This window comes from Rheinheimera sp. D18, from assembly GCF_004345025.1.
In the GTDB taxonomy this organism is placed as follows: domain Bacteria; phylum Pseudomonadota; class Gammaproteobacteria; order Enterobacterales; family Alteromonadaceae; genus Alishewanella; species Alishewanella metallidurans.
Genome location: NZ_CP037745.1, coordinates 371,806 through 397,414, shown reverse-complemented (window position 1 = coordinate 397,414; position 25,609 = coordinate 371,806). Strand labels below are relative to the sequence as shown.

The following is a 25,609-nucleotide window of genomic DNA, read 5'->3' as shown; positions in this document are numbered from 1 at the left end:
TTTGCTGAGGATATCGCGTGGTTAAAGCTCCGCAGTTTAGTTGGCGTTTTTTGCTGCCCAAGTATTGGTTGTTATGGTTAGGTGTCGCACTACTTGGGTTAGTTAGCTGGCTACCGTATTCAGCATTAATGGCCTTAGGCACGGGTTTTGGCCGTTTACTATTTAAAACACTAACCTCGCGGCGTAAAGTTGCGCTGCGCAATATTGAATTGTGCTTTCCGGATATGCCTAAAGCAGAGCAACAGGCACTAGTAAAACGTAACTTCGAAGAAACCGGCCGTGCGTTATTTGATACGGTAATTGGTTGGTGGTGGCCAAATTGGCGCTTTAAAAATTTAGGCATAGTTAACGGCTACGAGCATATTCAAGCTGCAACAGCACAAGGCAAAGGCGTATTATTACTCGCTGCACATTTTTTACATTTAGAAGCGGCGTGTCGCGTGTTTGGTTTAACTCACCCTAGCGTCGGCTTTTATCGGCCCCATAACAATGCGTTAATGGATTACCTGCAATACCATGGCCGTAACAAAGCTAATAAATATATGGTTGGCAAGCGTGATGTTAAAGGCTTAATTACCGCATTAAACCAGCAAGAAGTCTGCTTTTACTTGCCAGATCAAGATTATGGTCGTAATCGCGCAGAATTTGTGCCCTTTTTTGCTGTAAAAGATACCGCTACTACCACGGGTACTCTATTATTTGCTAACGCGGCTAATTGTGTGGTTATTCCGGTGATTACGGGTCGTTTAGCAGGAAATAAAGGCTACCAGATAGATATACTTGAACCACTAAGTCCGTTTCCTACTGGCGATGATAAAGCCGACGTGACCAGAGTAAACCAATGGGTAGAACAAGCTGTGTTGCGTTACCCAGAACAATACATGTGGTTACATCGTCGGTTTAAAACTCGTCCCGATGTTAGTGCGCCATCTTTATATAAAGGAAAGTAACTATGTGGTTCTGGATCCGCAACCTAACCTTATTCGTTATACTGGCTGCACTGGCTTATGGTATTTTCACTAAGCCCGACTTTTTAATCCGTAAAAATTCAGCCAACGTTGCTGCTGAAGGTTTTAGTGATTTTTATAGTAAAGTTCGCAGCTCTATTAGCGTTGGTGTAAAAGAGCTGTCCAAGTTTAAAATAGCCCTGCCCGATACCAGCGACAAACTGACGCAGCTATTGCAACAACGCAGTAGAGTCGTGGTGCCTGGCGATGTGAATTGGCGAGGTACCGTAGTTGATCGTCGTTTTCGCGATGGTGAAACGGTAAAAAATAAGCTTACTGAATTTGCTCAGGCAGAAGGCATTGCACTGTTTTGGACCTTGCCAAGAGACTACGTGGTAAAACAATATTTTCAAACTGAAACCACGTTAATAGAAACTATCCACGAAATTGCTGTTGCTATAGCACCCGACTTTCAGTCTCCAGTGCTAGCATTTTATTGCCCGCGTGAACGTGCAGCAGTAATTACCGACAAAATTAATGCACACTTACAACAATATTGTATGCCAGCCAACACACCACCTATGCGGGATTAAATAACTGCTGCCATACTTGCTCTACCTGCTGCCTTGCGTCTAACAAGCTATCTAATGATGGCAAGGTAACCGGCGCCAGCGTTTGCCGATGCCCAGCACCGCGCAGTAATTGATAAGCCTGCTGTAACTGTTCAACCTGTGTTAGGTTTAATAACCCCTCCACAGCAGCGGCGTCTAAAATGCGGATATTGTCGCTATACTGATAAAGATTACTATAGCTTGCGCCATACCCCAGCACTAAGTACTGGCTGATAAATTCTAAATCAATAATGCCACCAACACTGTGTTTGGGGTCGTCTAAATTAGCGCCATGATGCTGACGCAACTTATCACGCATATCGATCACGTCTTGGCGCAATTTAGATAAATCTCGCGGTAAGCTTAAAATTTGCTGACGAATTTGGCCAAAGCGATACTGCAATTCTCTACTACCGTAAATGGCTCTAGCGCGCACTAAAGCTTGATGCTCCCACGTCCAAGCTTCTTGTTGTAAATACTGACCGTAAGTGTCGATATGCACAGCTAATAAGCCAGAGTTACCCGATGGCCGAAGTCGTGTATCTATATCGTATAACACCCCACTGTTCGTACGAGTCGTGCATAGATGTACCACTCGCTGCACCAACTTTAAATAAAACTGTTTGGAATCAATAGCTCGGCCGCCGTTAGTAGGTTGTTCACTCGCGCAATTATGCACAAAAACTAAATCGAGATCTGAACCATAACCCAGTTCAAGCCCGCCTAGTTTGCCGTAAGCCAACACCGCCAGCCCTTTGTCCTCTATACTTGCATTAGCCGGCATGCCGTAGCGCGTCACCATTTGCTGCCAAGCTAGTTCTACTACTTGTTCCATAATAACTTCAGCCAACCAGGTAAGGTGATCACTTACTTTCATTAATGGTAAAGCGCCACTGATATCCGCTGCCGCAATCCGTAGTTGTTGTGCTTGTTTGTACTGACGCAGCGTTTCCATCAGTAACTCTAAGTCATCTGAGGGCACTCGCAGTAAATACTGGCGCAACCGATCACGAAAATCGGCAGCAGTGGCCACTTGATATAACTGTGCGGGATCGATTAGCTCGTCTAACAACATTGGGTAACGCGCTAGCTGTTCAGCTAGCCAACCACTTTGATTACACAACAGCACTAATTGTTGCAGTGCTGGGCTATTTTCAAACAGTAATTCTAAATAAGCGGTACGGGTAACTACTTGTCGAAACACGCCTAATACCCGCGCCAGCACACTAGGTTGCGCGTGCTGCTGTTGTAACATATATAGCAATAGCGGCATAAGCTTGGCTAACAAGTCTCGGCCGCGCGGGCCAACACTGCGCTTTTGACAGTCGTGCTTAAATTGTTGTAATTGTTCAATAAGCTCTATTGCTTGCTCTGGGCCTAGCCAATCTATCTGGCTAGCTAACTCTTGTGCCGGTTGTTCGCTATCCCATATCAGTTTGCCTAAGGTTAGTTCTTGCGGTTCGGCTTCGTCGCCGGTATCAATAACTAATTTAAACTGCTGATGTACACTAGCCATAACAGCGTCTACTTGCTGCTGTAGTTGCGACCAATGTTCAAACTTTAGTGCCACTAATAATTGCTGTTGTAACAGCGCGTTCTGAGGTAAGGTTTGGGTTTGCTGATCATCTATACCCTGCAGCGCTTGTTCAACTTGGCGTAAAAATAGGTAGTCTTCGCGTAATTGGCCGGCATGTTCGGCGCTTAATATATCTTCTGCTGCAAGCACCTGTAACGCTTTAAGCAACGACGGCTGCTGCATTGCTGGAATACGCCCGCCGCGAATAAGTTGTAAAGTTTGCACGATAAATTCAACTTCACGAATACCACCCTCACCTAATTTAATATTATCTCTACGGTTTAAACGGCGGTTCTCTTGCTCTATTTGCTGCTTCATGCGGCGCAATGATTCAATTGCTGAAAAGTCGATATAGCGCCGGTAAATAAAGGGTTTAAGCAGCTGGGTTAACTCAGTACTGTGCACCCCATCAGGGTTAAGTATGCGGGCTTTTAGCATCGCGTAACGTTCCCACTCACGGCCTTGTTCTTGATAGTAATCTTCCATTGCGGCAAAGCTCAGTACCAACGGGCCGCTGTCGCCAAACGGACGCAAGCGCATATCTACTCGATAAACAAAACCGTCCGCGGTTACCTGATGCAGCGCAGCAATAAGTTTTTGCCCTAGTTTGGTAAAAAACTGCTGATGTTCAATGCTACGCCGCCCACCTTGTGTATCGCCATTAGCTGGATAGGTAAAAATAAGATCGATATCAGATGAAAAGTTTAGTTCGCCACCGCCTAGCTTACCCATTCCCAAAATAAGTAATGGCATTGCATTGCCTTGGTCGTCTACTGGCGTGCCCCACTGCTCTATAAGCTGCTGATATACCCAATTATACGCCGCGTTAATGGTCAGATCAGCCAGTTGCGAAACCCGTTGCAGGCTATCGGTAATGGTTTGCAACTGCAAAATATCAGCCGCAAAGATACGGCATAGTTGAGCATTGCGAAAACGGCGTAACAGCGCAAACACGCCAGCTTCATCTTGCGTATTAAGGTTATCGTGTAAGTCGGTATTATATTGCAGCGCGGTTATTAAAGTATGCGGATCATAAAACTCAGGCAATAAATGCGGTTGTTGCTGCAAAGTGCGACCGATAAAACTACTAGCGCTGATTAAGCTAGCCAGCTGTTGTTGCTGCGCAACTGACAATAAGGTTAGCTCAAAGCTGCTTAGCTGCTGAGTAAGATAGTTGGCTAGTGCATTACTTGATGTGCATTTATTATCAGTTTTGCTCATCGGCAACTCCCGCTTAGGCATTTTTAAATAAGTATTCAGAAAGCGTAAGCAAGAGTAAATTATATTCTTGCCCAGCAAATAGTTCAGCGTTGTTAGGCAACGCCTGTGCAAGCCGAATGGCTGATACGCTAAAAGACTGCAATACCGGAATATTTTGCATTAAGTTTGCCAACGCAAATAGTGCATTTGCCGACATAGTTAGCGCAACTCTGCCGCCTTGCTGCATGTAACAAGCTTCTGCCTGCTGCAAAGTAGATATTTGTGCTAGCAATGTATTTTCTCCCACTAACGGCAGCGCTACATCTTGTGTTGCCGCTAACCTATAACCGCGCGCGGCTTTACTTTGCCAGCCGGTACGCAGCGGTATTAGCTGTAGCAACTGGCGAGCGAGTATAAACAGCTGCTCGGCATTACCACTTATTAGCTCTAACTCCAGCTCTGCAATAGCTTGTTGTTGCTGGTTAGCAATAACCTGGCCTTGGTCATAGGCCAATTCAATAACGGTGCCATCAGTACATTTAAGCAGCCAGCTTTGTCGGTTAAAATCGGTGCGAAATAACTCGATAAGCTGAGCTTGTAATACACTAATATCGGTTTTTTGCGGCCAAATATGCGCTGGAAAATTTAACAATTGCGGTAACACTGTACTGCAGGCTACGTTATATTCTGGGCGCATTTGCATTGCACCATGTTGCGCACCGGATAGTTTAATTGTTTGCTCGTAACTGCCGCGCTTTAGTCGGCTACGCAGCCCCATATCATGGCCGCGAAACCAATGCTCTGCGGTATCAAAGTAGGCATTAAGCAGTGTTGTAGTATCACTGCTTTGTATTTGCGCCAACTGTGGTAATGTCGTCACTAGCTGCGCTAAGTGTGATGGTGACATTAAAAACTTCAGTTCAAGTTCATTACTCATCTGCTACTCTGTTTATTAAAGTGGGTGTGCAACAGTGTTAACCGTTTTAAACCTTGTCAATTGCTATGCAACTCCCTATCATCCAAGGTGTTGGCTGCAAGGCGGTTTTTAGAAAAATAAGCTTAGGATCACTATGTTCAAATTAATTAAAAGCTCCATGCTCGTATTGTTTTCAGCATGCTGTTTAACTTTTTCCTTTATCAATGACGCTCAAGCACAAAGCAAACCGGCCTACATTAGCGATTCGCTGTTTGTTTATTTGCATTCAGGCCCAAGCAATCAATTCCGTATTGTTGGTACCGTTAATGCCGGGCAAAGTGTGACTTACTTGGCGCAAGATGCCGATACCGGTTATGTACAAATTCAGGTGGATGATAAAACCGGCTGGCTGCCGAAAGAGCATGTTACCTACACACCAGGTTTGGCATCACAGCTTGAACAGTTAAAAGCCAAATATGCCAATCATAATGAAGCAACATTGGCATTGGAACAACAGCGTGATGAGTTAAATAGCCAATTAAATAAAGCAGTTGCCGAGCGTCAAACTGCGCAAGAGCAACTTGAGCAGGCTAACCGTGCTTATGAACAGCTAAAAGTGCAATTGGAAAATACCCAAGGTTCTATTTGGGAAAAACCGATGGTACTTGGCTCACTTATCTTGTTAGCTGGCCTTATTTTTGGCCTTATTTTACCACTATTGTTACCGAAAAACCGTGATAGCGAGCGTTGGATGTAATATAGATTAGCCCGCTACCTGCGGGCTATCTGTTGCTTTAAGTGGTAAACCTCGATCGTTTTTCACTTGCTCAATCACCACATAAGTGTGTGTTTGCGCTACCCCTGGCAAATCAACAATCACCGCTAAAATACTGCGATAAGCATCCATATTAGGCAGCCTTAATTTTAGCAAGTAGTCAAAACCACCGGCCACCATATGACATTCTGCTACCTGTGGAATATTTACTACCGCATCACGAAACTTATCAAATACTTCGCTGGTAGTTCTGTCTAAGGTAACCTGAATAAAGGCCGCAGTGCCATAACCCAGTTTGGCGGCATTTAAACGGGCACCAAAACCGTCGATATAGCCTTCTTTTTCTAAGCGTTTTACTCTGTCAATACAGGGGCTTGCACTTAAATTAACCTTTTTAGCTAAATCGACATTCGCTATACGGCCATCGCGCTGCAAGGTATCCAGAATACTGAGATCAATTCGGTCCAGCGTTTTATTTTTCACAGGAATATTCATAACAGTAATTTTTCCGGTTTCTTATGGTTTTGTCAGAATTATATAGGGTTAAATGACAAAAATAACCACCCTATGCTGCGGAGTTTTCACTAAAATGCCGCATTCTTATCTTTGTCAGGAAGCTAACTGCCATGTTGTATAACGGTTCCCTGGTTGCCACCCAACCGCTGCGTCAAACTATTCGTGATTTCTATCGTGCTGATGAAGATCAGGTATTGGAATACCTATTACCACTGGCTGATATCGGTGTCAACGCCCGCAGCCGAGCTTGGGAGCGTGCGCGCCAGTTAGTGCTGACCATTCGCCAAGCGCAGGTGGGTAAAGGTGGTGTTGATGCACTGCTGAATGAATTCTCTTTATCTACTGAAGAAGGCTTGGTGCTGATGTGCCTAGCTGAGGCTTTATTGCGTGTACCAGATAAAACGACGGCCGACCGCCTGATCCGCGATAAATTATCGCAAGGCGATTGGAGCTCACACCTTGGTAATAGCAGCTCTCTTTTTGTTAACGCGTCAGCCTGGGGCTTATTACTTACCGGCAAGTTAGTTAACTATTCTGATGATCAGAAAAAACACCAATTCGGTTTATTAAAACGCACCTGTGGTCGTTTAGGTGAACCTGTAATTCGCCAAGCCGTGCGTTATGCCATGCAAATTATGGGCGCGCAATTTGTAATGGGTACGACCATTGGCGCAGCGCTTGACCGTGCTAATGAGATGGAAAGTAAAGGCTTTAGATACTCTTACGATATGCTGGGCGAAGGTGCCCGCACCATGGCTGATGCCGATCGCTATTTTGATAGCTATATGCGCGCAATTGACACCATCGGCAAGGCAGCTAAAGGCCGAGGCCCTTATAATAGCCCGGGTATTTCGGTGAAATTATCGGCTATTCATCCGCGCTATGAATTTAGCCATCGCGATCGGGTGATAACAGAATTAGTGCCTCGAGTTAAACAACTGGCATTAGCGGCAAAGGTTCACGACATTGGTTTTACTATTGATGCCGAAGAAGCGGACCGCTTGGATATTTCGCTTGATATTATTGCTGCTGTATTTAGCGATCCTGAACTAGATGGCTGGGAAGGCTTTGGTTTAGCGGTGCAAGCCTACCAAAAGCGCGGCCTGCATGTTATTGAATGGCTTCGCGATTTAACGGTTAAAGTTGGCCGTAAAATGATGGTACGTTTAGTAAAAGGCGCCTATTGGGATACCGAAATTAAGCTTAGCCAAGTTGAAGGCTTCACTGACTTTCCCGTGTTTAGTCGCAAGCCTTCTACCGATGTGTCATATCAAGCTTGTGCGAAAAAAATGCTGAGTTACCGCGACAGCATTTATCCCCAGTTTGCGACGCACAATGCGTACACCGTCGCTACGATTATGGAAATGACCAACGACTACACCGGCTTTGAATTTCAGCGCCTGCACGGTATGGGCGATGCCTTATACGATGAAATTGTTATTAAAGACAAAATTCCATGTCGGATCTATGCGCCAGTAGGCGAACATTCGGATTTATTAGCGTATTTAGTCCGTCGTTTATTAGAAAATGGCGCTAATAGTTCATTTGTAAATAATATTGTTGATGAAACTATACCAGTAGAATCATTACTGACCGATCCGGTTGAAATGGTTCGTGGTTGGAGCAAAAAGCGCAATCAACATATTCCACTGCCGGCTAACTTATATGGCACCGAGCGGAAAAACTCTAATGGCCTCGATTTAACCGATATCGATTTAATCGAGCCCGTAAAAGCGGCGATGGATAGCTGGTTTCAGCTAGTGCAACAAGCGCAAGCGCCGGCTGATAGCAAAGCAGTAACCAACCCAGCTAATTTAGATGAAGTTGTCGGCCACCTAAAGTTTGCTGATAAAGCACAGATGCAACTGATATTAAGCCAAGCAGAAACGGCCTTTACCAGTTGGTCAGTTACTGACGTTGCCGAACGCGCTGCACTGCTACGTCGTGTTGGTGATGCCTTAGAAACACACCGTAACGAACTACTTGCACTGTGTGTAAAAGAAGCCGGTAAAACCTTAGGTGATAGCGTAGCCGAAGTACGTGAAGCAATAGACTTTTGTCGTTACTATGCCGCCCGTGCTGAAGCACTGTATGCGCAACCACAGCAAGCGCGGGGCGTATTTTTATGTATTAGCCCATGGAACTTCCCACTGGCGATATTCTTAGGCCAAGTTGCGGCCGCCATAGTAGTAGGTAATACCGTAGTAGCAAAACCAGCTGAACAAACCAGCTTAATTGCAGTGCGTACGCTAGAAATTATGCGCGAATGTGGCATGCCAGAAAACGTCGTGCAGTTAGTTATTGCCCCAGGTAGCAAAGTGGGCGAGCACATAGTACCCGACAGCCGTATTCAAGGCGTTATGTTTACCGGCTCTACCGAAACCGGTTGTTGGATTGCCCGTAAACTTGCTGAGCGCGGCGGTGAACCAGTGCCGCTTATTGCTGAAACTGGTGGTCAAAACTGTATGATTGTTGACTCGACAGCTCTACCTGAACAAGTGGTCGACGATGTTATTTCATCCGGTTTTCAAAGCGCTGGTCAGCGCTGCTCTGCACTGCGTGTGTTGTTTTTACAAGAAGACGTTGCCGACAAAATTATCACTATGTTAAAAGGCGCCATGGCAGAACTGCATGTTGGCGACCCAACGTGGTTAAGCACCGATCTAGGCCCAGTTATTGACGCCAAAGCGCATGAGCGCTTAACCAGCCACGTACAGTATTTAAGTGATAAAGCCACGTTACATTACGAATGCAAAATACCTGCTGGCGACAAGCATTACTTTTTTGCGCCACGGTTATATGAAATTAGTGATCTGACGGTATTAGAGCGCGAAGTATTTGGCCCAGTAGTACACATTATTCGCTTTAAAGCTGATGAGCTAGATAACATTATTAACCAAATTAACGCCACCGGTTATGGCTTAACTATGGGTGTGCATAGCCGTATTGAGCAGTTTACTAACCGTATTGCTCGCGAAATTAAAGCCGGCAATATTTATGTAAACCGCAATATGATTGGTGCCGTGGTTGGTGTGCAGCCATTTGGTGGTCGTGGGTTATCGGGTACTGGCCCTAAAGCCGGCGGCCCGTTATATTTAACCCGTTTAGTAAAAGATAATCTGGACGTTAGCTGCGCTGAACTTAGTGAACAAAAGCGCAATAGTTTACTAAGCGAGACAACCAGCAATGCGGTTGCTTATGCCATGCCAACCGCTTTGCTAGCGCAACAGCAGTGGGCGCAACAGAGCATAAGCCAGCGTATATCAGTACTACGGCAATTTCTTGCGTCGCTTGCATCAAGCACGGTAGTTAATAAGCAAGAGCCTGACTTAGAGCAAGTGCTAACACTAGCGCAACAAAAATTACAACGGGTAGAGCGAGAGCTGCAAAAACCAACCACGTTGCCAGGCCCTACCGGTGAGAGTAATACTTTAGTACTCGATCCGCGCGGTATTTTGGCGCTGGTACGTGATGAGTCTAGTTCGTTCCAATACTGGTTAGTGGCCATTATTACCGCATTAGCGGCAGGTAATGCGGTAATAACTGCAGTAGAAGAAACCGATATAGTAGAAGCAGAAGCCTGTATTAAAGCTTTGCAACTTGCCGGTATGCCACAAAATTTGCTAGCCGTAGTGCGTTTAGACTGTTTAACAACGCTGTTGGCCCATCAAGATTTAGCGGGCGCAATGGTCGAAGTAAGCAGTGCAGTAAAACCGTTATGCGCCGAGTTACTGGCTGCACGCGAAGGCGCAATACTGCCGCTGATTACCTCGCCAGCTGGCCCGCGCTTATTACAGCGGTTAGTTACGGAAAAGACCGTTACTATTAATACTACTGCCGCGGGCGGCAATGCGTCGCTAATGACGATGGCTGACAATTAAGCTAACACTTTACAACTAGGCTTCAATACTCAAGCCCGCAATAGCGGGCTTTTTTTGGTATATACTTCTCTCTATCGCAAAGTTGTCACAAATCAACTCATTGTTAACTTATAGTTAAGCAAAATCTGTTATGTTATGTTGCTTGGTTATATATGGAGAAAGTAAGGCGCAAAATGGCGTATCAGGAAGTTAGTATTACTGATTTGCAACCTGGAAGTTATGTCGTCCAAGTGTTGAAGCAAACTGGTGAAGTTATCGTCAAACATGCCGGCTGGGTTCGCACCAGCGATGCTATAGCTATGCTGCGTAATAAAGGCGTGCAAATACTCCTGATCGACCCAGATAAAAAACTACCAATAGCACAAATAGAGACTCCGCTAACCACAATTGATGCGCCTGAAGACCCAGCAATACCGACGATAAAAGTAGCCTTTAGTAACGAATGGCCAAAAGCTGAACGCGCATTGTTGCAAACGCAAAAAGTACAACGTCAGTTACTCGACGCCGTGCGCCACGACAGCAATATTGACCTTACTTTAGTGCACGAAGTTAGCGCAGGGTTAGCCGATTCTATTAGTCGCAACCAAGACGTATTGTTATGTTTAAACCGTATTGCAGAGCAAAGCGATAACTTACTGCAGCATAGCATTAGCTGTGCCGTCTATATGGCAGCCTTTGCTCGATATCTTAATAAGCCAACCCATAAAATACAGGCGCTGATTACGGCCGCATTATTGCACGATATAGGCAAAGCAATAAATACCGATAATTTAAGCGCTGAAGATTATGTCGCTATTCCAGCCAGCTTAAATACACTACAAAAAACGAACGATCTGGCTGGCGAAATCTCACTATGGATCAGTCAGCACTGTGCCCATCTTGATGGTAGTGGCTCACCAAAAATTAGTGCGCCACAAATAGCTAAAGGCAGCCGCATGTTAGCTATAGTGAATAGTTATGAAAAACTCACCTCGCCTTTAACTAGCAAAATTGGCCCACTAGCAGCATCGCGTTTATTACTAGAGCGCACACCACACAAACTTGATCCCGAACTACTGCAATTATTTATTAAATGTATTGGCATTTACCCACCAGGCTCGGTAGTAAAATTAACAAGTGGTAAGCTAGCGTTAGTGCTAGAAAATAACGCGAAAAAACCGCTTCTGCCTAAAGTGAAGGTGTTTTATCACAGCGTACATCAGCACCATTTGCCGCCTAAAATACTCGACTTATCACGCCAACAAGAAGAACAGATTGACAGCTGTATCGATTTAAAAAAATATGGGCTCGATGTACGCAACTATATTTAGCCAGCATAAACACGAATAGATAGACTTGTTTAAGTTATGTGCGACAACTAATATTGCTAAAATTGCCTTCATTAAATGAGCCGTATTTGAAAACAATTTCCATAGAACAACTAATTTGTGGCATGTATGTGGTTAGTGCAAAAACCTCTGATGCAAAATCGCTTCGGGTTCAGGGCTTAATCTCTAGCACAGCACAAATTGAACTACTGCGTAGCAAAAACGTAGTGCAGTTAACTATCGACTCTAGCAAGCAACAAGTAACTGAATTAGCTGCCCCTGATGACAGCGCATTTAATATGGCATCAGCCACACCTGACTCTGTGAAACTTTCACCTAGGCAAAGCCTTAAGAAACATAGCGTAGCGCAGGAAATTAAACAGGCGCAGTCTCTTTATTCACAAGCAAAATCGCTACAAAAACGTGCTTTTGCCGATATCACTAACGGCAAAGCCATTAGCGTGGCCGATTTTAAACGTTGTGCTGAAGGCTTTATTGATTCGGTATTTCGTAATCAAGATGCACTACTGTGCATTAGCCGTATGCGTGACAAAGACGCGTACTTATTAGAACACTCGGTAAACGTGTCTATTCTAATGAGTATATTTGCCAAATATTTGAAGTTAGATGAAAACATTATTGTGGAATTAGCTACCGGCGCGCTGCTACACGATATTGGCAAAATTCAGGTACCAAACGAAATATTAAATAAGCCGGGCCGACTAACTGACGACGAATTTGTGATTATGCGTAAGCACGTTGAATATAGTCGCGATATTCTAATGCAAACTGAGGGCATTTCAGCAATTAGCTTAGATGTAGCGGCAAACCACCATGAGCGCTTAGACGGTAGAGGTTACCCTGCTGGACTAACGCAAGCGCAAATTTCGATGCACGCTCGTATGATCGCCATTGTTGATACTTATGACGCTATTACCGCGCAAAGAGTGTATAAAAGTGGCCAAACTTGCATAAAAGCACTAAAGATTTTACGCGCTGACAGCCCCGCACACTTTGATCTTGAATTGGTAAAACAATTTATTACTGCTATTGGTATGTACCCGCCAGGCACCTTAGTATTAATGGAAAGCGAAAAATTAGCGATGGTGCTAGAAAATAATCCCACGCGCTTAACCTGCCCAATAGTTAAAGTGTTTTATAACGCGAAACAACGTCATTATTTACCCGCTATTACTGTAAACCTTGCTGATGCTAAATGTGATGACGCGATTAAATCAGCCGTAAATGCCGAAGATTACGGCATTGATATTAAAAAGTTTTTTAATCAGTTTATTATGCCTGCATAACGGGCAACCTTAACTTAATTAGGCCAAGCAGACAAAGCTGCCATACTAAATAGCTGATTACCTAATGTCATTAACACGTACTGCGGGGTAATTTCTTTAATACGAATATCAGCAGTAACCCACTGCCCTTCTTGTAAGGTTTTACCATTTACCTTTACCCAGCGTTGATTAGCAGCGGTTGCGTACACGTGGGCTTCAAAGCGTAACTCTGGAATTTGCCGCTGCAACTGCGTATCAAGGCTATTAATATCCGTTGCTGGGGCACTAATACTATTGCGCTCTGTTGTATTGTTATTACCTCGTTCTGTCGCTTTTAATGCCGACGCAAACTTATCTCGCAACTCAGACGATACCGCTGTTTCTGGTTCTGCTGTCGGTTTTTCCGCAACCTGTATCTCTGCTTGCGGTTCTGCCGCTAAGCTACCGGCAGTAACAGTTTTTACTGGCGGCGATGAAGTAAATGGTTCAGTTATCGGCTCTGGTGCGGGTGATATCAACTTATTCAGTGCCACATCAATATTGTTTGGTGATACTGGATCTACGGGTTTTTGCTCAATATTTAATGCCGCCATTATGGTTTCAGGCGCTGCGGGTGTAACCGGCTCTATTGTTGCTCCAGACCGCTCAAACTGCGTTGTTTGCATAAATACGTAAGCTGCTGCAGCACCTATTAATAAAGCCAATAGCAATGCGAGTACTACAGCAACGCCACGCCAATATGTAGTGCCATCAGCTGCTTGCATCGGTGTTTTATTTTGTTGCTTTAGTGCAGCCATTAAAATTGACATGATACTCTCTATACAAAATGCTCGAAAAAAAGATGCTCAATAAAAAACGCACGACGAAACTGTTAAGGTAAAAAGAACCTTTGAGCTAGCGATTTTGCAGCCAAGGCATTAATAATATCGCTAAACTAAAGCCTAGCACTATAGCGCAAAGCCCCAACACAGGCCACAGCCAACGCGGTAACCTAGGACTATTTACCTGTACAGAAAGTGGTAAAATTTCAGCTGCGGCTTGCTTAACTAACTTTTCATTTACCATCGCTTGCTGCTGACTATAAGCCGCCAACAATGCGCGATCTGCCATTAGGTTTAGCAACCTCGGTATGCCGCCGCTCAACTGATATAAACGTTTTATTGCGCTATCGCTAAATACCGGGCGGCTACAACCTGCTACCTGTAAACGATACTGCAGATATTGTTTTACCTCAGCTAAATCTAACGGCAATAAATGATACCTTGCGGTAATGCGCTGCGCTAACTGGCGTAAGTCGTTGCGTTTTAATAGCTGCTGCAATTCTGGTTGGCCAATTAAAATAACCTGTAATAACTTACGAGTATTGGTTTCTAAATTAGTTAGTAACCGCAGTTGTTCAAGTACCGCTGGTTGCAAATGCTGTGCTTCATCAATAATTAATAGCGTTTGCTTGCCACTAGCGTGATTTTTTAACAATCTGGCTTTAATTTTATCACCGAGCAACTTTAAGCTCGCATCGGCTTTTTTATAACGGATCTTTAATTCGTCACAAATAGCAGCCAGTAATTCTAGCTCTGACAAAGTCGGGTTTAAAATAAAAGCCACTTCGACGTTAGCATCAAGCTCTTGTAATAGACAGCGCGACACCGTGGTTTTACCCGTACCTACTTCGCCGGTTAACAGTACAAAACCGCCAGCATCACCTAAACCAAAGCGTAAGTGTGCTAATGCCTCGGCATGCCGTGGGCTTAAATACATAAATTCCGGATTGGGCGCAATTGAAAAAGGTGCACTGGTTAGGCCGAAAAATCCGCTATACATTCTGCTTCCTGCTGGTTATGACGCTGCAATTGGTTGCGGCCGTGCATTTACAAAGACGACGGGTATAATGGCAAAAAAACAGCTAACAGGAAAGCCGGTGCAACGATATCTAGTAGGTGGCGCAGTTCGCGATAGTCTTTTAAATTACCCATTTCATGAGCGTGATTGGGTAGTTGTTGGTGCTACGCCACAGCAAATGCTCGATCTAGGTTACCAGCAAGTAGGTAGAGATTTTCCCGTTTTTTTACATCCAAAGACCAAAGAAGAACATGCACTGGCGCGTACCGAGCGTAAAAGCGGTACCGGCTATACCGGTTTTAGTGTTTATGCCGCCCCTGATGTCACTCTAGAGCAAGACTTATTGCGTCGTGATTTAACAATTAACGCCATAGCACAGGCTGATGATGGCAGTTTAACTGACCCTTTTGGTGGCATTAACGACATTAAACATAAGGTGCTACGCCATGTTTCTGATGCCTTTGCTGAAGATCCATTACGCGTATTACGCGTAGCACGTTTTTATGCCCGCTACGCCCATTTAGGTTTTACGGTTGCACCCGAAACTCAGGCTTTAATGCGTAAGCTAAGCCTCAGTGGCGAATTGCAAAGTTTAACACCCGAACGGGTATGGCAAGAAACAGCCAAAGCCATAACTGAGCGCACACCACAAGCATTTATTCAGTTATTGCGCACTACCGGTGCGTTAGAGGCGCTAATGCCGGAGTTAAACGCGTTATGGGGTGTGCCGCAGCCAGAAAAATGGCATCCCGAAATAGATACCGGCGTGCACACGCTGCTGGTACTAGAGCAAGCAACCAAGTTGTCATCGCGATTAGACGTGCGCTTTGCCGCCTTAGTACATGATTTAGGTAAAGGCATTACCAAGCCGGAACTTTGGCCAGCGCACCACGGCCACGAACATAGCGGCTTAGCGTTAATTAATCAGTTATGTTTGCGCATGCGTGTGCCTAACGATTGTCGCGATTTAGCACTGTTAGTGTGTGAATACCATCAGTTGGTGCATCGTGCCTATGAACTGAAAAGTAGCACCATCTTAAAACTATTTAATGCCATAGACCTGTGGCGCAAGCCCGAGCGCCTAGAGGCAATATTGCTATGCTGCACTGCCGATTTACGCGGTCGTACCGGCTTTGAACAAGATGAATATACACAAGCGAGTTATTTACAGACCTTGGCTAAGGCCGCATTGCAGGTGAATGCGAAAGATTTTGTTAGCCAAGGGCTAAAAGGTGAAGCTATTAAGCAGGCGATACAACAAGCTAGATTAGAAGCAATTCAAAAGGCTAAGCAACATCAGAGCGCGGCTATAGATAAAAGTTAGCTAAAAAATAAGCAGCCATAACCGGCTGCTTACTGTAGTAATTATAAATATTAAACGACAATGTTAAGGCACAGTCCACTCAACCATGCCGGTTGCCCATGTCAGTAAAATAATGCCGCCAAAAATCACGCGGTACCAGGCAAACGGTACGTAGTTATGATTCGCTAAAAATTTTAATAACGCACGCACCGCAAATAAACCACTTATAAAAGCGGCGATAAAACCAACGGCAATAGTTGCTATATCATCAACACTAAAAAGATCACGATATTTCAGTATTTGATAGCCGGTTGCGGCAAACATAATAGGCACGGCTAAAAAGAACGAGAATTCAGTTGCTACTTTACGTTCTAAACCACTAAACATACCGCCAATAATCGTGCTGCCTGAACGCGATGTGCCAGGAATTAGCGCTAATATTTGCGCACAGCCCACCACTAATGCATCTTTTGCTGTCATATCATCAACATTTAACACTCTTGGTTGTACTGTTTTTTGTCTATGCTCCGCCCAAAACATAATTAATCCGCCAACAACCAAAGCGGTGGCTACGGTGATAGGGTTAAACAAAAACTCTTTAATTTTAGAGGAAAACAATAGCCCAACGACTGCCGCTGGTATAAAGGCAATTGCTATATTTACGACAAAACGGTTTACCTTAGCATCCCTACCGACATGCGTTAGGATATGACTAAAACGCTGGCGATATTCGTAAACCACCGCTAAGACAGCGCCTAATTGAATCGCTATTTCAAAAACCTTTTCCGTACTGTGAAAATTAAGCAGATCAGCACTAACAATTAAATGGCCAGTACTTGAAATGGGTAAAAACTCTGTAATGCCTTCTACAATGCCTAGCAGTAGGGCCTTTAATAATAAAATTATATCCATAGCAACTTATTTAATTAAAATTAAAATTAAAAAACATCTTAAGTTAAACCAGCTTGTGTTTTAGCAGCTTAACAAAAGCCATCAACTCCATTGAAATGGCACCGGCCATAATTTTTGTTGTTTTGTATACTGCAGCCATAGGCTAGCATAACTTTGCCCTGTTATTGGGTGTATAACCTCGGGCGCAATCTCAGATAAAGGCCATAATACAAAGGCATTTTCAGTAATTTCAGCTCGGGGTAATTCTACAGGTTGCTGACACACAGCATCGTCATAGGTTAGCAAATCTAGATCTAGAGTACGACCGCTAAACTTTGCCGCACTGCGATCGCGGCCATAAGCGTCTTCTATTTGCTTAAATAACGCCACGCATTGCGCAACAGATAAGCTCGTATCGGCTGCTACCACCATGTTATAAAACGCTTTGCCTTTAAAGCCAACCGCTTCGCTTTCATATACCGATGACAACGTTAACTGGCCGAAATGTTGGCCTAATGCACTGACTGCAGCCTGAATATGGTAGCTGCGGTTAGTATTAGTGCCAATGCTAATATAAATACGCGCCATTAATTTCGGCTCCGCACAATGTGCACGCCCACCGTCTGCGCTTTAGGTACGGCCCCGGGTTTAGTTACCGTAACTTCAACTTTATTAGTGGCAAATTCAGCAAGCAGCATTTGTGCTACGCGCTCGGCTACCGTTTCTATTAGCTCTATCGGTTGCGCAGTAATAAGCTGGGTCACTTTTTCTGCTATTACCGCATAATCAAGCGTTAATTTAATATCATCGGCTGCTGCAGCGCTACGCTGATCATTTGTTAATGACAGATCCAGAAACAAAGGTTGCTGAATGGTCTTTTCCCAGTCGTAAACCCCTATTACAGTGTCTACTTGTAGCTGTTTTATAAAAACTATGTCCATTCAGTTACATCCGCATTGCGTTATTTCTGGTTTCAGGTAGGCTGGTCGGATAGGTAAAACGGCAAAAAGCCTATAATCTGCTTCCCCTAAATTAGGCAGTAATATTACCGTAAAAACTGGTGCTGAGGAACCGCCTTAATGACCCCGCTGATTGGAATTATGATGCTAGCAGCCTATCTTTTAGGCTCCATTTCATCAGCAGTGCTGGTCAGCAAGCTGTTTCGCTTACCTGATCCCCGTTCACACGGCTCTGGCAACCCAGGTGCCACCAACGTTTTACGTCTCGGTGGAAAATTCCCCGCAGTATTAGTACTGCTATTCGACATTCTTAAGGGCACTATTCCGGTCTGGGGTTCCTATTTTTTAAAAATAGAACCGCTCTTCCTTGGCCTAATTGCAATTTCAGCCTGTGTTGGTCATATTTTTCCATTATTTTTTGGCTTTAAAGGCGGCAAAGCGGTTGCTACCGCATTTGGCGCCATGATGCCCATTGGCCTAGATTTAGCCGGTTTATTAATTGTAAGCTGGTTAATAATAGTCATTTTTACTGGCTACTCTTCACTAGCGGCTATTTTAACCGTTAGCCTAGCGCCGTTATTTACTTGGTTTATTAAGCCGCTCTATACGTTGCCGGTACTGATGCTAAGCATCCTGATTATTGTGCGTCATCGTGAAAACATCTTACGATTGTGGCAGGGCAAAGAAAGTAAAATTTGGGATAAAACCAAACGCATTCGAGAATGAAGACTAGTTCAATCATGACTAGAGTGTGGTTACTGCGTTTTCGGTTGCAACTCCCGCTTTGGCTCGCCACAGCAACTCACTACCGCTAACGCGTCCGTTCAAACACTCTGTGACGCCCAAATCGGGATTCCAACCTTCAACCTTTAACCTTTAACTCAAACACATAGTAAATTTTAAACTGCCGGCAAATCTTGCATTGGCCAACGTGGTGTTACGCCAATAGTTAAGTCTTGTTGTTGCCCCGCTGCTAAACGAAAATAACCGGCTAGCGCAATCATTGCGCCATTGTCAGTACAAAACTCTTTACGTGGATAAAACACCTCACCGCCATAACGTTTTAATAATACGGCAAGTTGCTCACGTAACGACGTATTGGCACTAACACCACCAGCAATAACTAAACGCTTATAACCGGTTTGTAGCAAAGCGCGCTCGCTTTTAATTACTAGCGTATCAACCACCGCTTGCTGAAATGACGCGGCAATATCAGCTTGCACCTGTGGGCTATTGCCTTCTTTAGCAATAACATTTGCTGCAGAGGTTTTTAAACCACTAAAACTAAAATCTAAACCGGGCCGATCGGTCATTGGCCGCGGAAATTTATATTTTTTCGCATTACCTTGCAGTGCAAGTTTGGCCAGTAACGGCCCACCAGGGTAGTCTAAGCCCATTAATTTAGCTGTTTTATCGAAGGCTTCGCCAGCAGCATCGTCTATCGACTCGCCCAACAGTTGATACTGGCCAATACCTTCTACCGCTACCAACTGCGTATGCCCGCCCGATACTAATAAAGCTAAAAACGGAAACTCTGGCGAATGCTCTTCCAGCATTGGTGCCAATAAATGGCCTTCCATATGGTGCACGGCCAACGCCGGCTTTTGCCATGCCATTGCCAGTGAGCGACCAATCGATGCACCAACTAACAAGGCTCCCGCTAACCCGGGGCCTGCGGTATAGGCTACGCCATCAATTTCAGCAGCAGTAATACCAGCATCAGCTAAGGCTTGCTTGATCAGTGGAATAGTTTTGCGAATATGATCGCGCGACGCCAATTCTGGCACTACGCCGCCGTAATCAGCATGGATTGGAATTTGACTATATAGCACATGGCTTAACAAACCCTGCTCGCTATCATAAATAGCAATACCGGTTTCATCACAAGAAGTTTCGATACCTAAAACTCGCATCCGCGTCTCAATTCAGCTAAAATGGCGGCTATTGTAACGGCTCAGCACTGTCAGAGCTAGAGGATCGGATTTAGATCGCGGAATAGCTTTACATCGTCTTAGCTTTTTGCGTAAAATGCCGCACCATTTTTAATCGTATTGGTTCACAGATAACCAATTTGGCCCTGAGGTGAGAATTTAATGCCTGTTGTTAAAGTAAAAGAAAACGAACCGTTTGACGTAGCATTACGTCGTTTCAAGCGCTCATGCGAAAAAGCTGGTATTTTAGCTGACGTACGCGCTAAAGAATTCTACGAAAAACCAACTTGGATCCGTAAGCGTAAGAAAGCAGCAGCTGTTAAGCGTCATGCTAAGAAGCTGTCTCGCGAAAACGCACGTCGTATCAAGCTGTACTAAGAGTACCCGCTTCGCGATATTGGTGCCGGTTACTGACATAGTTTAACGTCCGTTTTAAGCCACCAATACAACATCGCAAGTCGACATCTGCATACCGTGCTCGCAAGGCACGGTTTGTCTTTTTCTGCAAAAAGCCAAAAGGAAAAAGGTGTCAGGACAAATTCCAAGACAGTTTATCGACGACTTGTTGGCTCGCACCGACATCGTTGAGCTTATCGACCAACGTGTACCGCTAAAAAAGGCAGGTAGAAATTACGCTGCCTGCTGCCCTTTCCACAGTGAAAAATCGCCATCTTTTACCGTAAGCCCAGATAAGCAGTTTTATCATTGTTTTGGCTGTGGTGCGCACGGCAATGCCATCAGTTTTATGATGGAATTTGAGCAGCTTGAATTTGTTGAAGCTATTGAAGAACTTGCACAACAGCATCATGTAGAAGTACCTCGTGAGCAAGGCGTTGGCCGCGCGAGACCAGCAGTGCAGGCTGACGATTACAACTTAATGCAGCAAGCTAGTGAGTTTTATCAACAGCAGTTGCAACAGCACCCTAACGCCGGTTCAGTGCAACAATACGTTAGCCAGCGTGGATTAAGTGCAAAAACGCTAAACGACTTTGGTATTGGTTATGCGCCCGATGGCTGGGATAACTTACTAAAACGCTTAAGCCCAACCAATAATCGGCAATTACGTGATCAGCTCGTAGAGCTGCGCTTAATAAACCGTAATGATAATGGCCGTGAATACGATTTTTTCCGCGAACGCTTAATGTTCCCTATCCGCGATAAACGCGGCCGGGTTATCGCATTTGGCGGTCGAGTATTAGGCGATGGCACACCAAAGTACTTAAATTCACCAGAAAGTCGCCTGTTTCAAAAAGGCAGAGAGTTATATGGCTTATATGAAGCTCGCCAACAGCCTGGCCATTTAGAGCAGGTTTTAGTGGTTGAAGGCTATATGGACGTTGTTGCCTTAGCCGAGCAAGATATTCGTTTTGCCGTAGCTTGCCTAGGCACTGCCACCACCTCTGACCATATGCACGCACTATTTCGCTTTACCCCTAAAGTGGTGTGCTGTTACGACGGTGACCGAGCAGGCCGCGATGCCGCTTGGCGTGCACTACAAAGCGCCCTGCCCCAATTAAAAGATGGCGTTGAGTTAAACTTTGTATTTTTACCCGATGGTGAAGATCCCGACTCTTTAGTGCAAAAAGAAGGTAAAGCCGCATTTTTACAACGAATCAGTGCTGCAACACCATTAAATCAGTATTTTTTTGAGCATTTAATTCAAGAGTTTGATCCCAGCACTGATGGCGGGAAATCTGCATTATCGGTAAAGGCTAGCGAGCTTATTAAACAAATTCCTAGTGAGTTTTACCGTGAAAGTTTAACCGACAAACTAGCAAACTTGCTTGGTAAGCCGCGTGAACGCACTAAAGCCACGGTTAGTCGAGCCAGTAATCGCGTTAAGTCAAGCGCAATGAAAATAACACCAATGCGTCGCGCTATTGGTTTATTGCTGCAGAACCCCAATATAGTGAAAGTAATGCCTAATGCCCCAGAACTTGCTGATGCAAATATTCCCGGTATCGGCCTACTATTAACGCTGCAGCAACGACTGCAACAAGAACCTAGTTTAACTACTGCACAGCTATTGGAGCAATGGCGTGATTTACCAGAGCACAGCATCTTAATGACACTCGCTGCTTGGGATCACCAAATTGACCCAGAGCAACTATGCCAAGAGTTTGTTGATACTTTTCACTCAATTGAAGATCAGTATTTACAGCAACGCTTAGAGGCGCTTGAACGAAAAGATAAGCTACAACAGTTAAGTAAAGCCGAATGGCATGAATACAAATTGTTATTACAGGCCCTGAAAAGCAAAAAACCGAGGCTTGCGAACTAATGCGGCTGGCTAGAAAAGCCGCGCTTTGTTATAATCACTAGTTCGCAATTTTACATTAATCAACATTGGTGGAAGATCAGTCTCTATGGAGCAAAATCCTCAGTCGCAGTTAAAACTCTTGATCATCAAAGGTAAAGAGCAAGGTTATCTAACCTTCGCCGAGGTGAATGACCACCTACCGCAAGATATTATCGATTCTGATCAGATAGAAGACATTGTCCGCATGATCAATGACATGGGGATCCAGGTATTTGAAAGTGCCCCGGATGCCGATGATCTAATCATGGCTGATGCTACCACGGATGAAGATGCCGTTGAAGAAGCAGCTCAGGCATTAGTTAGCGTAGATAAAGAACTAGGCCGTACTACTGACCCTGTGCGTATGTACATGCGCGAAATGGGCACAGTAGAGCTACTAACTCGTGAGGGCGAAATTGTTATCGCCAAACGTATCGAAGAAGGTATTAATACCGTTCAAAGCTCGGTAGCTGAATATCCAGAAGCCATTACTTACCTGCTAGAGCAGTGGGACAAGTATGAAGCTGAAGAAATTCGTTTAAGCGACATTGTTACCGCATTTATCGATCCGAACGAAGTTGAAGAAGCGCCTGTAATTGGTAGTAATATCGGTTCTGAAGTGCCTGAAGACAAAATGGACGATAACGACTCAGAAGACGACGACGACGCAGACAGTGATGCGGATGACGGCGACACCGGCCCAGATCCAGAAATGGCACGTGAAAAATTCGGTGAGCTACGTACTCAGTACGATGTTACCCGTAATTCTATTGTCAAAAATGGCCGTGAACATGCCACCACCAAAGCTGAAATTGAAAAGCTAAGTGAAGTGTTCCGTTGTTTCCGTTTAGTGCCAAAGCAATTCGATCGCTTAGTTAAAAACATGCGTGAAATGATGGATCGCGTGCGCATTCAAGAGCGCATCATCATGAAACATTGTGTTGATTACGCAAAAATGCCGAAAAAGCACTTTGTGAAAACCTTTACCGGTTTTGAAACATCAACTGCATGGGTTAATGTAGAAATTGCAGCAAACAAACCTTACTCAGCTAAATTGCAGGATATGCAAGAAGAGCTAGTGCGCAGTATCGAAAAACTGAAAAAGGTAGAAGAAGAAACCGGCCTAAGTATCTTTAAAATTAAAGATATCAACCGTCGCATGTCAATCGGTGAAGCAAAAGCCCGCCGTGCGAAAAAAGAAATGGTTGAAGCTAACTTACGTCTGGTTATCTCTATCGCGAAAAAATACACCAACCGCGGTTTACAGTTCCTTGATTTAATTCAGGAAGGTAATATCGGCTTGATGAAAGCAGTAGATAAGTTTGAATATCGTCGTGGTTATAAGTTTTCAACTTACGCTACTTGGTGGATCCGTCAAGCTATTACACGCTCAATCGCTGACCAAGCCCGTACTATCCGTATTCCAGTACACATGATTGAAACCATCAACAAGCTAAACCGTATTTCACGGCAAATGCTGCAAGAGATGGGGCGCGAACCAACACCAGAAGAATTGTCAGAACGCATGCTAATGCCAGAAGACAAAATTCGCAAAGTGTTAAAAATTGCTAAAGAACCTATTTCAATGGAAACGCCTATTGGCGACGATGAAGATTCGCACTTAGGTGACTTTATCGAAGATGCGACCGGTGAATCACCGCTCGATTCTGCGACCATAGAAAGCCTGAAAAACGCTACCAATGAAGTGTTAGCCGGTTTAACCGCGCGTGAAGCAAAAGTTCTTCGTATGCGTTTTGGTATCGATATGAATACCGACCACACGTTAGAAGAAGTAGGTAAACAATTTGACGTAACTCGTGAGCGTATTCGTCAAATTGAAGCAAAAGCACTGCGTAAGCTACGTCATCCATCACGTTCAGAAGTATTAAAGAGCTTTCTTGACGAGTAAATAAGGCCGATGTACTCCTAATACAAAGGCGCTATTTTAGCGCCTTTGTTACTTTTAACGCTATAAGCTTAAAAAAACAGCAGTTGCCACACTTAATGTCACAAGCTGGATGACAAAGCAGCCAAAAGTTTTTATACTGCCTGCCGCTACTTATTGAGCTCTCAATATAAAAGTTGCACATGGCCCCATAGCTCAGTTGGTTAGAGCGCTCGACTCATAATCGATCGGTCGCTGGTTCGAGTCCAGCTGGGGCCACCATTTTTAAAGCCTTTATCAGTTAATCCTTACTAACAGACTTAGAATTTCTTCACTGAGGATCAGTAGAGGATCGTAAATCTGTATTTACAACCTATCCTTTGCCACAGTAATACTCATTTGAACATAAAGTAACCTAGAACAATCTTTAGCAGTTATATAGCTATTATTATTCTGTGGTACCGATTAAAAGCCCCATTAAGGGGCTTTGGTTACAAAACTCTTTTAATTATATTGCCGATCACGATCGTGTGGGGCGTCGAAGTGTTGAGCGGCGCCTAGTGGCACTATTTGGGTTGGGTTAATGCTGGTATGGCTGGCGTAGTAATGAATTTTGCTGTATTCCAAATCCACGGTTTCTTTAATGCCAGGCACTTGGTATAGCTCGTTTACATAGTTGCTTAAGTTATGAAACTCGCTAAGTTTTTGTCTATTACATTTAAAATGACCATGATAAACAGCATCGAAGCGAATAAGAGTGGTAAATAAGCGCCAATCGGCTTCTGTAATTTGCTCACCAACTAAATAACGTTGCTTAGATAAGCGCTGCTCTAACCAATCTAAGCTATCGAACAAGGCTAGGTAGGCTTCATTATAGGCACTTTGTAAGGTGGCGAAACCGGCTTTATATACGCCATTATTTACCGTATCGTAAATACGTGCATTCACCTGGTCAATTTCAGCTTGCAGTGCAGCTGGATAATAATCGTCGTTATTGCCGGTTAATTCATTAAAGGCGCTATTAAACATGCGAATAATATCAACAGATTCGTTATTCACGATAGTTTGTGTTTTTTTATCCCACAAAATAGGCACTGTCACTCGCCCCTCGTAGCTAGGGTCGGCTTTTAAATACAATTGATAAGCATAATCTAAATGATAGAGAGGATCGCCATCAGCGCCAAATTCCCAGCCCTTATCTAACATCTCTGGCTTTACTACACTATAAGAAATGACGTCTTCAAGTTGCTTTAGCTTGCGAAATATCATAGTACGATGCGCCCAAGGACAAGCTAAAGATATATACAGATGGTAACGCCCCGCTTCTGGCGTAAACTTGCTATTAGCTTCTGCTGAAATTTGATTTTTAAATACACTAGCTTGGCGTACAAACTTACCGTCGCTCTTTTTGGTGTCATACCATTCGTTAACCCATTTACCGTTTACTATTAAGCCCATTACAACCTCCTTAGCATAGAAAAATGGCC

Annotated in this window: 21 protein-coding genes and 1 tRNA gene; 12 read left to right on the top strand and 10 right to left on the bottom strand. The window is 44.3% G+C overall.

The window, feature by feature from the left end; translation table 11 throughout:
• Nucleotides 1-17: 17 nt before the first annotated feature.
• Together lpxL and E0Z06_RS01935 are read left to right on the top strand one after the other, a co-directional pair.
• Nucleotides 18-950 carry an LpxL/LpxP family Kdo(2)-lipid IV(A) lauroyl/palmitoleoyl acyltransferase gene (gene lpxL, locus E0Z06_RS01940; RefSeq protein WP_132581410.1) on the top strand — a complete coding sequence of 311 codons (933 nt, stop codon included), beginning with the start codon at nucleotides 18-20 and terminating at the stop codon, nucleotides 948-950.
• A gap of 2 nt (nucleotides 951-952) precedes the next feature.
• Complete coding sequence (locus E0Z06_RS01935; protein WP_132581408.1) at nucleotides 953-1,540, top strand: TcpQ domain-containing protein; 588 nt, start codon at nucleotides 953-955, stop codon at nucleotides 1,538-1,540.
• Here the strand turns inward: E0Z06_RS01935 and glnE are convergent.
• Nucleotides 1,527-4,355, bottom strand: coding sequence for a bifunctional [glutamate--ammonia ligase]-adenylyl-L-tyrosine phosphorylase/[glutamate--ammonia-ligase] adenylyltransferase (gene glnE / locus E0Z06_RS01930; RefSeq protein ID WP_132581406.1), 2,829 nt, complete (start codon nucleotides 4,353-4,355; stop codon nucleotides 1,527-1,529). The two genes, E0Z06_RS01935 and glnE, sit on opposite strands and share 14 nt — an antisense overlap.
• 13 nt (nucleotides 4,356-4,368) lie before the next feature.
• Nucleotides 4,369-5,271, bottom strand: a complete 903-nt coding sequence (locus tag E0Z06_RS01925; RefSeq protein WP_132581405.1) for a CYTH domain-containing protein — start codon at nucleotides 5,269-5,271, stop codon at nucleotides 4,369-4,371.
• Between the two features lie 133 nt (nucleotides 5,272-5,404).
• Here E0Z06_RS01925 and E0Z06_RS01920 point away from each other — a divergent pair, with 133 nt between their 5' ends.
• Nucleotides 5,405-6,007, top strand: a complete 603-nt coding sequence (locus E0Z06_RS01920; RefSeq protein ID WP_132581403.1) for a TIGR04211 family SH3 domain-containing protein — start codon at nucleotides 5,405-5,407, stop codon at nucleotides 6,005-6,007.
• Between the two features lie 6 nt (nucleotides 6,008-6,013).
• Here the strand turns inward: E0Z06_RS01920 and E0Z06_RS01915 are convergent, their stop codons facing one another.
• On the bottom strand, nucleotides 6,014-6,520 hold the full coding sequence (locus E0Z06_RS01915; RefSeq protein ID WP_132581401.1) for an Lrp/AsnC ligand binding domain-containing protein: 507 nt from the start codon (nucleotides 6,518-6,520) through the stop codon (nucleotides 6,014-6,016).
• 131 nt (nucleotides 6,521-6,651) lie between these two features.
• Between E0Z06_RS01915 and putA the strand changes: the two genes are divergently transcribed.
• The 3 genes from putA (at nucleotide 6,652) to E0Z06_RS01900 (ending at nucleotide 13,036) form a co-directional block, all read left to right on the top strand.
• Nucleotides 6,652-10,422: a bifunctional proline dehydrogenase/L-glutamate gamma-semialdehyde dehydrogenase PutA gene (gene putA, locus E0Z06_RS01910; protein ID WP_132581399.1), complete on the top strand. Its 3,771-nt coding sequence runs from the start codon at nucleotides 6,652-6,654 to the stop codon at nucleotides 10,420-10,422.
• Nucleotides 10,423-10,595: 173 nt separating this feature from the next.
• The gene (locus tag E0Z06_RS01905; RefSeq protein WP_132581397.1) at nucleotides 10,596-11,732 is read left to right on the top strand and encodes an HD-GYP domain-containing protein; all 1,137 of its coding nucleotides are present in this window, start codon (nucleotides 10,596-10,598) and stop codon (nucleotides 11,730-11,732) included.
• An 86-nt stretch (nucleotides 11,733-11,818) separates the two neighbouring features.
• On the top strand, nucleotides 11,819-13,036 hold the full coding sequence (locus E0Z06_RS01900) for an HD-GYP domain-containing protein (RefSeq protein ID WP_243695540.1): 1,218 nt from the start codon (nucleotides 11,819-11,821) through the stop codon (nucleotides 13,034-13,036).
• 14 nt (nucleotides 13,037-13,050) lie between these two features.
• Here the strand turns inward: E0Z06_RS01900 and E0Z06_RS01895 are convergent, their stop codons facing one another.
• Both E0Z06_RS01895 and E0Z06_RS01890 read right to left on the bottom strand, forming a co-directional pair.
• A complete protein-coding gene (locus E0Z06_RS01895; RefSeq protein WP_132581395.1) occupies nucleotides 13,051-13,824 on the bottom strand; it encodes a general secretion pathway protein GspB in 774 nt (257 codons plus the stop codon).
• A gap of 85 nt (nucleotides 13,825-13,909) precedes the next feature.
• The gene (locus E0Z06_RS01890) at nucleotides 13,910-14,836 is read right to left on the bottom strand and encodes an AAA family ATPase (RefSeq protein ID WP_132581393.1); all 927 of its coding nucleotides are present in this window, start codon (nucleotides 14,834-14,836) and stop codon (nucleotides 13,910-13,912) included.
• Between the two features lie 97 nt (nucleotides 14,837-14,933).
• Here E0Z06_RS01890 and E0Z06_RS01885 point away from each other — a divergent pair, with 97 nt between their 5' ends.
• Nucleotides 14,934-16,178 (top strand): multifunctional CCA addition/repair protein, encoded by a 1,245-nt coding sequence (locus E0Z06_RS01885; RefSeq protein WP_207903123.1) that lies wholly within the window; start codon nucleotides 14,934-14,936, stop codon nucleotides 16,176-16,178.
• 63 nt (nucleotides 16,179-16,241) lie between these two features.
• On the opposite strand, the gene E0Z06_RS01880 is transcribed toward E0Z06_RS01885, so the two are convergent.
• The 3 genes from E0Z06_RS01880 to folB all read right to left on the bottom strand — a co-directional run bounded on the left by E0Z06_RS01880 (nucleotide 16,242) and on the right by folB (nucleotide 17,989).
• A complete protein-coding gene (locus E0Z06_RS01880) occupies nucleotides 16,242-17,069 on the bottom strand; it encodes an undecaprenyl-diphosphate phosphatase (RefSeq protein ID WP_132581389.1) in 828 nt (275 codons plus the stop codon).
• An 81-nt stretch (nucleotides 17,070-17,150) separates the two neighbouring features.
• The gene (folK, locus tag E0Z06_RS01875; protein ID WP_132581387.1) at nucleotides 17,151-17,636 is read right to left on the bottom strand and encodes a 2-amino-4-hydroxy-6-hydroxymethyldihydropteridine diphosphokinase; all 486 of its coding nucleotides are present in this window, start codon (nucleotides 17,634-17,636) and stop codon (nucleotides 17,151-17,153) included.
• Nucleotides 17,636-17,989: a dihydroneopterin aldolase gene (folB, locus tag E0Z06_RS01870; protein WP_132581385.1), complete on the bottom strand. Its 354-nt coding sequence runs from the start codon at nucleotides 17,987-17,989 to the stop codon at nucleotides 17,636-17,638. The genes folK and folB overlap by 1 nt, the downstream gene beginning before the upstream one ends.
• A 138-nt stretch (nucleotides 17,990-18,127) precedes the next feature.
• On the opposite strand from folB, the gene plsY reads away from it, so the two are divergent.
• On the top strand, nucleotides 18,128-18,733 hold the full coding sequence (gene plsY / locus E0Z06_RS01865; RefSeq protein ID WP_132581383.1) for a glycerol-3-phosphate 1-O-acyltransferase PlsY: 606 nt from the start codon (nucleotides 18,128-18,130) through the stop codon (nucleotides 18,731-18,733).
• Nucleotides 18,734-18,906: 173 nt separating this feature from the next.
• Here the strand turns inward: plsY and tsaD are convergent, their stop codons facing one another.
• The gene (gene tsaD / locus E0Z06_RS01860) at nucleotides 18,907-19,920 is read right to left on the bottom strand and encodes a tRNA (adenosine(37)-N6)-threonylcarbamoyltransferase complex transferase subunit TsaD (protein WP_132581381.1); all 1,014 of its coding nucleotides are present in this window, start codon (nucleotides 19,918-19,920) and stop codon (nucleotides 18,907-18,909) included.
• Between the two features lie 180 nt (nucleotides 19,921-20,100).
• On the opposite strand from tsaD, the gene rpsU reads away from it, so the two are divergent.
• From rpsU to E0Z06_RS01840, 4 genes are all read left to right on the top strand, one after another.
• Nucleotides 20,101-20,316, top strand: a complete 216-nt coding sequence (rpsU, locus tag E0Z06_RS01855) for a 30S ribosomal protein S21 (protein WP_132581379.1) — start codon at nucleotides 20,101-20,103, stop codon at nucleotides 20,314-20,316.
• Nucleotides 20,317-20,464: 148 nt separating this feature from the next.
• The gene (gene dnaG / locus E0Z06_RS01850) at nucleotides 20,465-22,219 is read left to right on the top strand and encodes a DNA primase (RefSeq protein ID WP_132581377.1); all 1,755 of its coding nucleotides are present in this window, start codon (nucleotides 20,465-20,467) and stop codon (nucleotides 22,217-22,219) included.
• An 85-nt stretch (nucleotides 22,220-22,304) separates the two neighbouring features.
• Nucleotides 22,305-24,146, top strand: coding sequence for an RNA polymerase sigma factor RpoD (gene rpoD, locus E0Z06_RS01845; protein WP_132581375.1), 1,842 nt, complete (start codon nucleotides 22,305-22,307; stop codon nucleotides 24,144-24,146).
• A 181-nt stretch (nucleotides 24,147-24,327) separates the two neighbouring features.
• Nucleotides 24,328-24,404: transfer RNA gene (locus E0Z06_RS01840), tRNA-Ile, on the top strand.
• A gap of 222 nt (nucleotides 24,405-24,626) precedes the next feature.
• On the opposite strand, the gene E0Z06_RS01835 is transcribed toward E0Z06_RS01840, so the two are convergent.
• The gene (locus E0Z06_RS01835) at nucleotides 24,627-25,580 is read right to left on the bottom strand and encodes a glutathione S-transferase family protein (RefSeq protein ID WP_132581373.1); all 954 of its coding nucleotides are present in this window, start codon (nucleotides 25,578-25,580) and stop codon (nucleotides 24,627-24,629) included.
• Nucleotides 25,581-25,609 lie beyond the last annotated feature (29 nt).

Coding starts and splice junctions, on each gene's coding strand:
- E0Z06_RS01935 (WP_132581408.1), top strand. CDS start 953: ATGTGGTTCTGGATCCGCAACCTAACCTTATTCGTTATACTGGCTGCA.
- glnE (WP_132581406.1), bottom strand. CDS start 4,355: ATGAGCAAAACTGATAATAAATGCACATCAAGTAATGCACTAGCCAAC.
- E0Z06_RS01925 (WP_132581405.1), bottom strand. CDS start 5,271: ATGAGTAATGAACTTGAACTGAAGTTTTTAATGTCACCATCACACTTA.
- E0Z06_RS01920 (WP_132581403.1), top strand. CDS start 5,405: ATGTTCAAATTAATTAAAAGCTCCATGCTCGTATTGTTTTCAGCATGC.
- E0Z06_RS01915 (WP_132581401.1), bottom strand. CDS start 6,520: ATGAATATTCCTGTGAAAAATAAAACGCTGGACCGAATTGATCTCAGT.
- putA (WP_132581399.1), top strand. CDS start 6,652: ATGTTGTATAACGGTTCCCTGGTTGCCACCCAACCGCTGCGTCAAACT.
- E0Z06_RS01905 (WP_132581397.1), top strand. CDS start 10,596: ATGGCGTATCAGGAAGTTAGTATTACTGATTTGCAACCTGGAAGTTAT.
- E0Z06_RS01895 (WP_132581395.1), bottom strand. CDS start 13,824: ATGTCAATTTTAATGGCTGCACTAAAGCAACAAAATAAAACACCGATG.
- E0Z06_RS01890 (WP_132581393.1), bottom strand. CDS start 14,836: ATGTATAGCGGATTTTTCGGCCTAACCAGTGCACCTTTTTCAATTGCG.
- E0Z06_RS01880 (WP_132581389.1), bottom strand. CDS start 17,069: ATGGATATAATTTTATTATTAAAGGCCCTACTGCTAGGCATTGTAGAA.
- folK (WP_132581387.1), bottom strand. CDS start 17,636: ATGGCGCGTATTTATATTAGCATTGGCACTAATACTAACCGCAGCTAC.
- folB (WP_132581385.1), bottom strand. CDS start 17,989: ATGGACATAGTTTTTATAAAACAGCTACAAGTAGACACTGTAATAGGG.
- plsY (WP_132581383.1), top strand. CDS start 18,128: ATGACCCCGCTGATTGGAATTATGATGCTAGCAGCCTATCTTTTAGGC.
- tsaD (WP_132581381.1), bottom strand. CDS start 19,920: ATGCGAGTTTTAGGTATCGAAACTTCTTGTGATGAAACCGGTATTGCT.
- rpsU (WP_132581379.1), top strand. CDS start 20,101: ATGCCTGTTGTTAAAGTAAAAGAAAACGAACCGTTTGACGTAGCATTA.
- rpoD (WP_132581375.1), top strand. CDS start 22,305: ATGGAGCAAAATCCTCAGTCGCAGTTAAAACTCTTGATCATCAAAGGT.
- E0Z06_RS01835 (WP_132581373.1), bottom strand. CDS start 25,580: ATGGGCTTAATAGTAAACGGTAAATGGGTTAACGAATGGTATGACACC.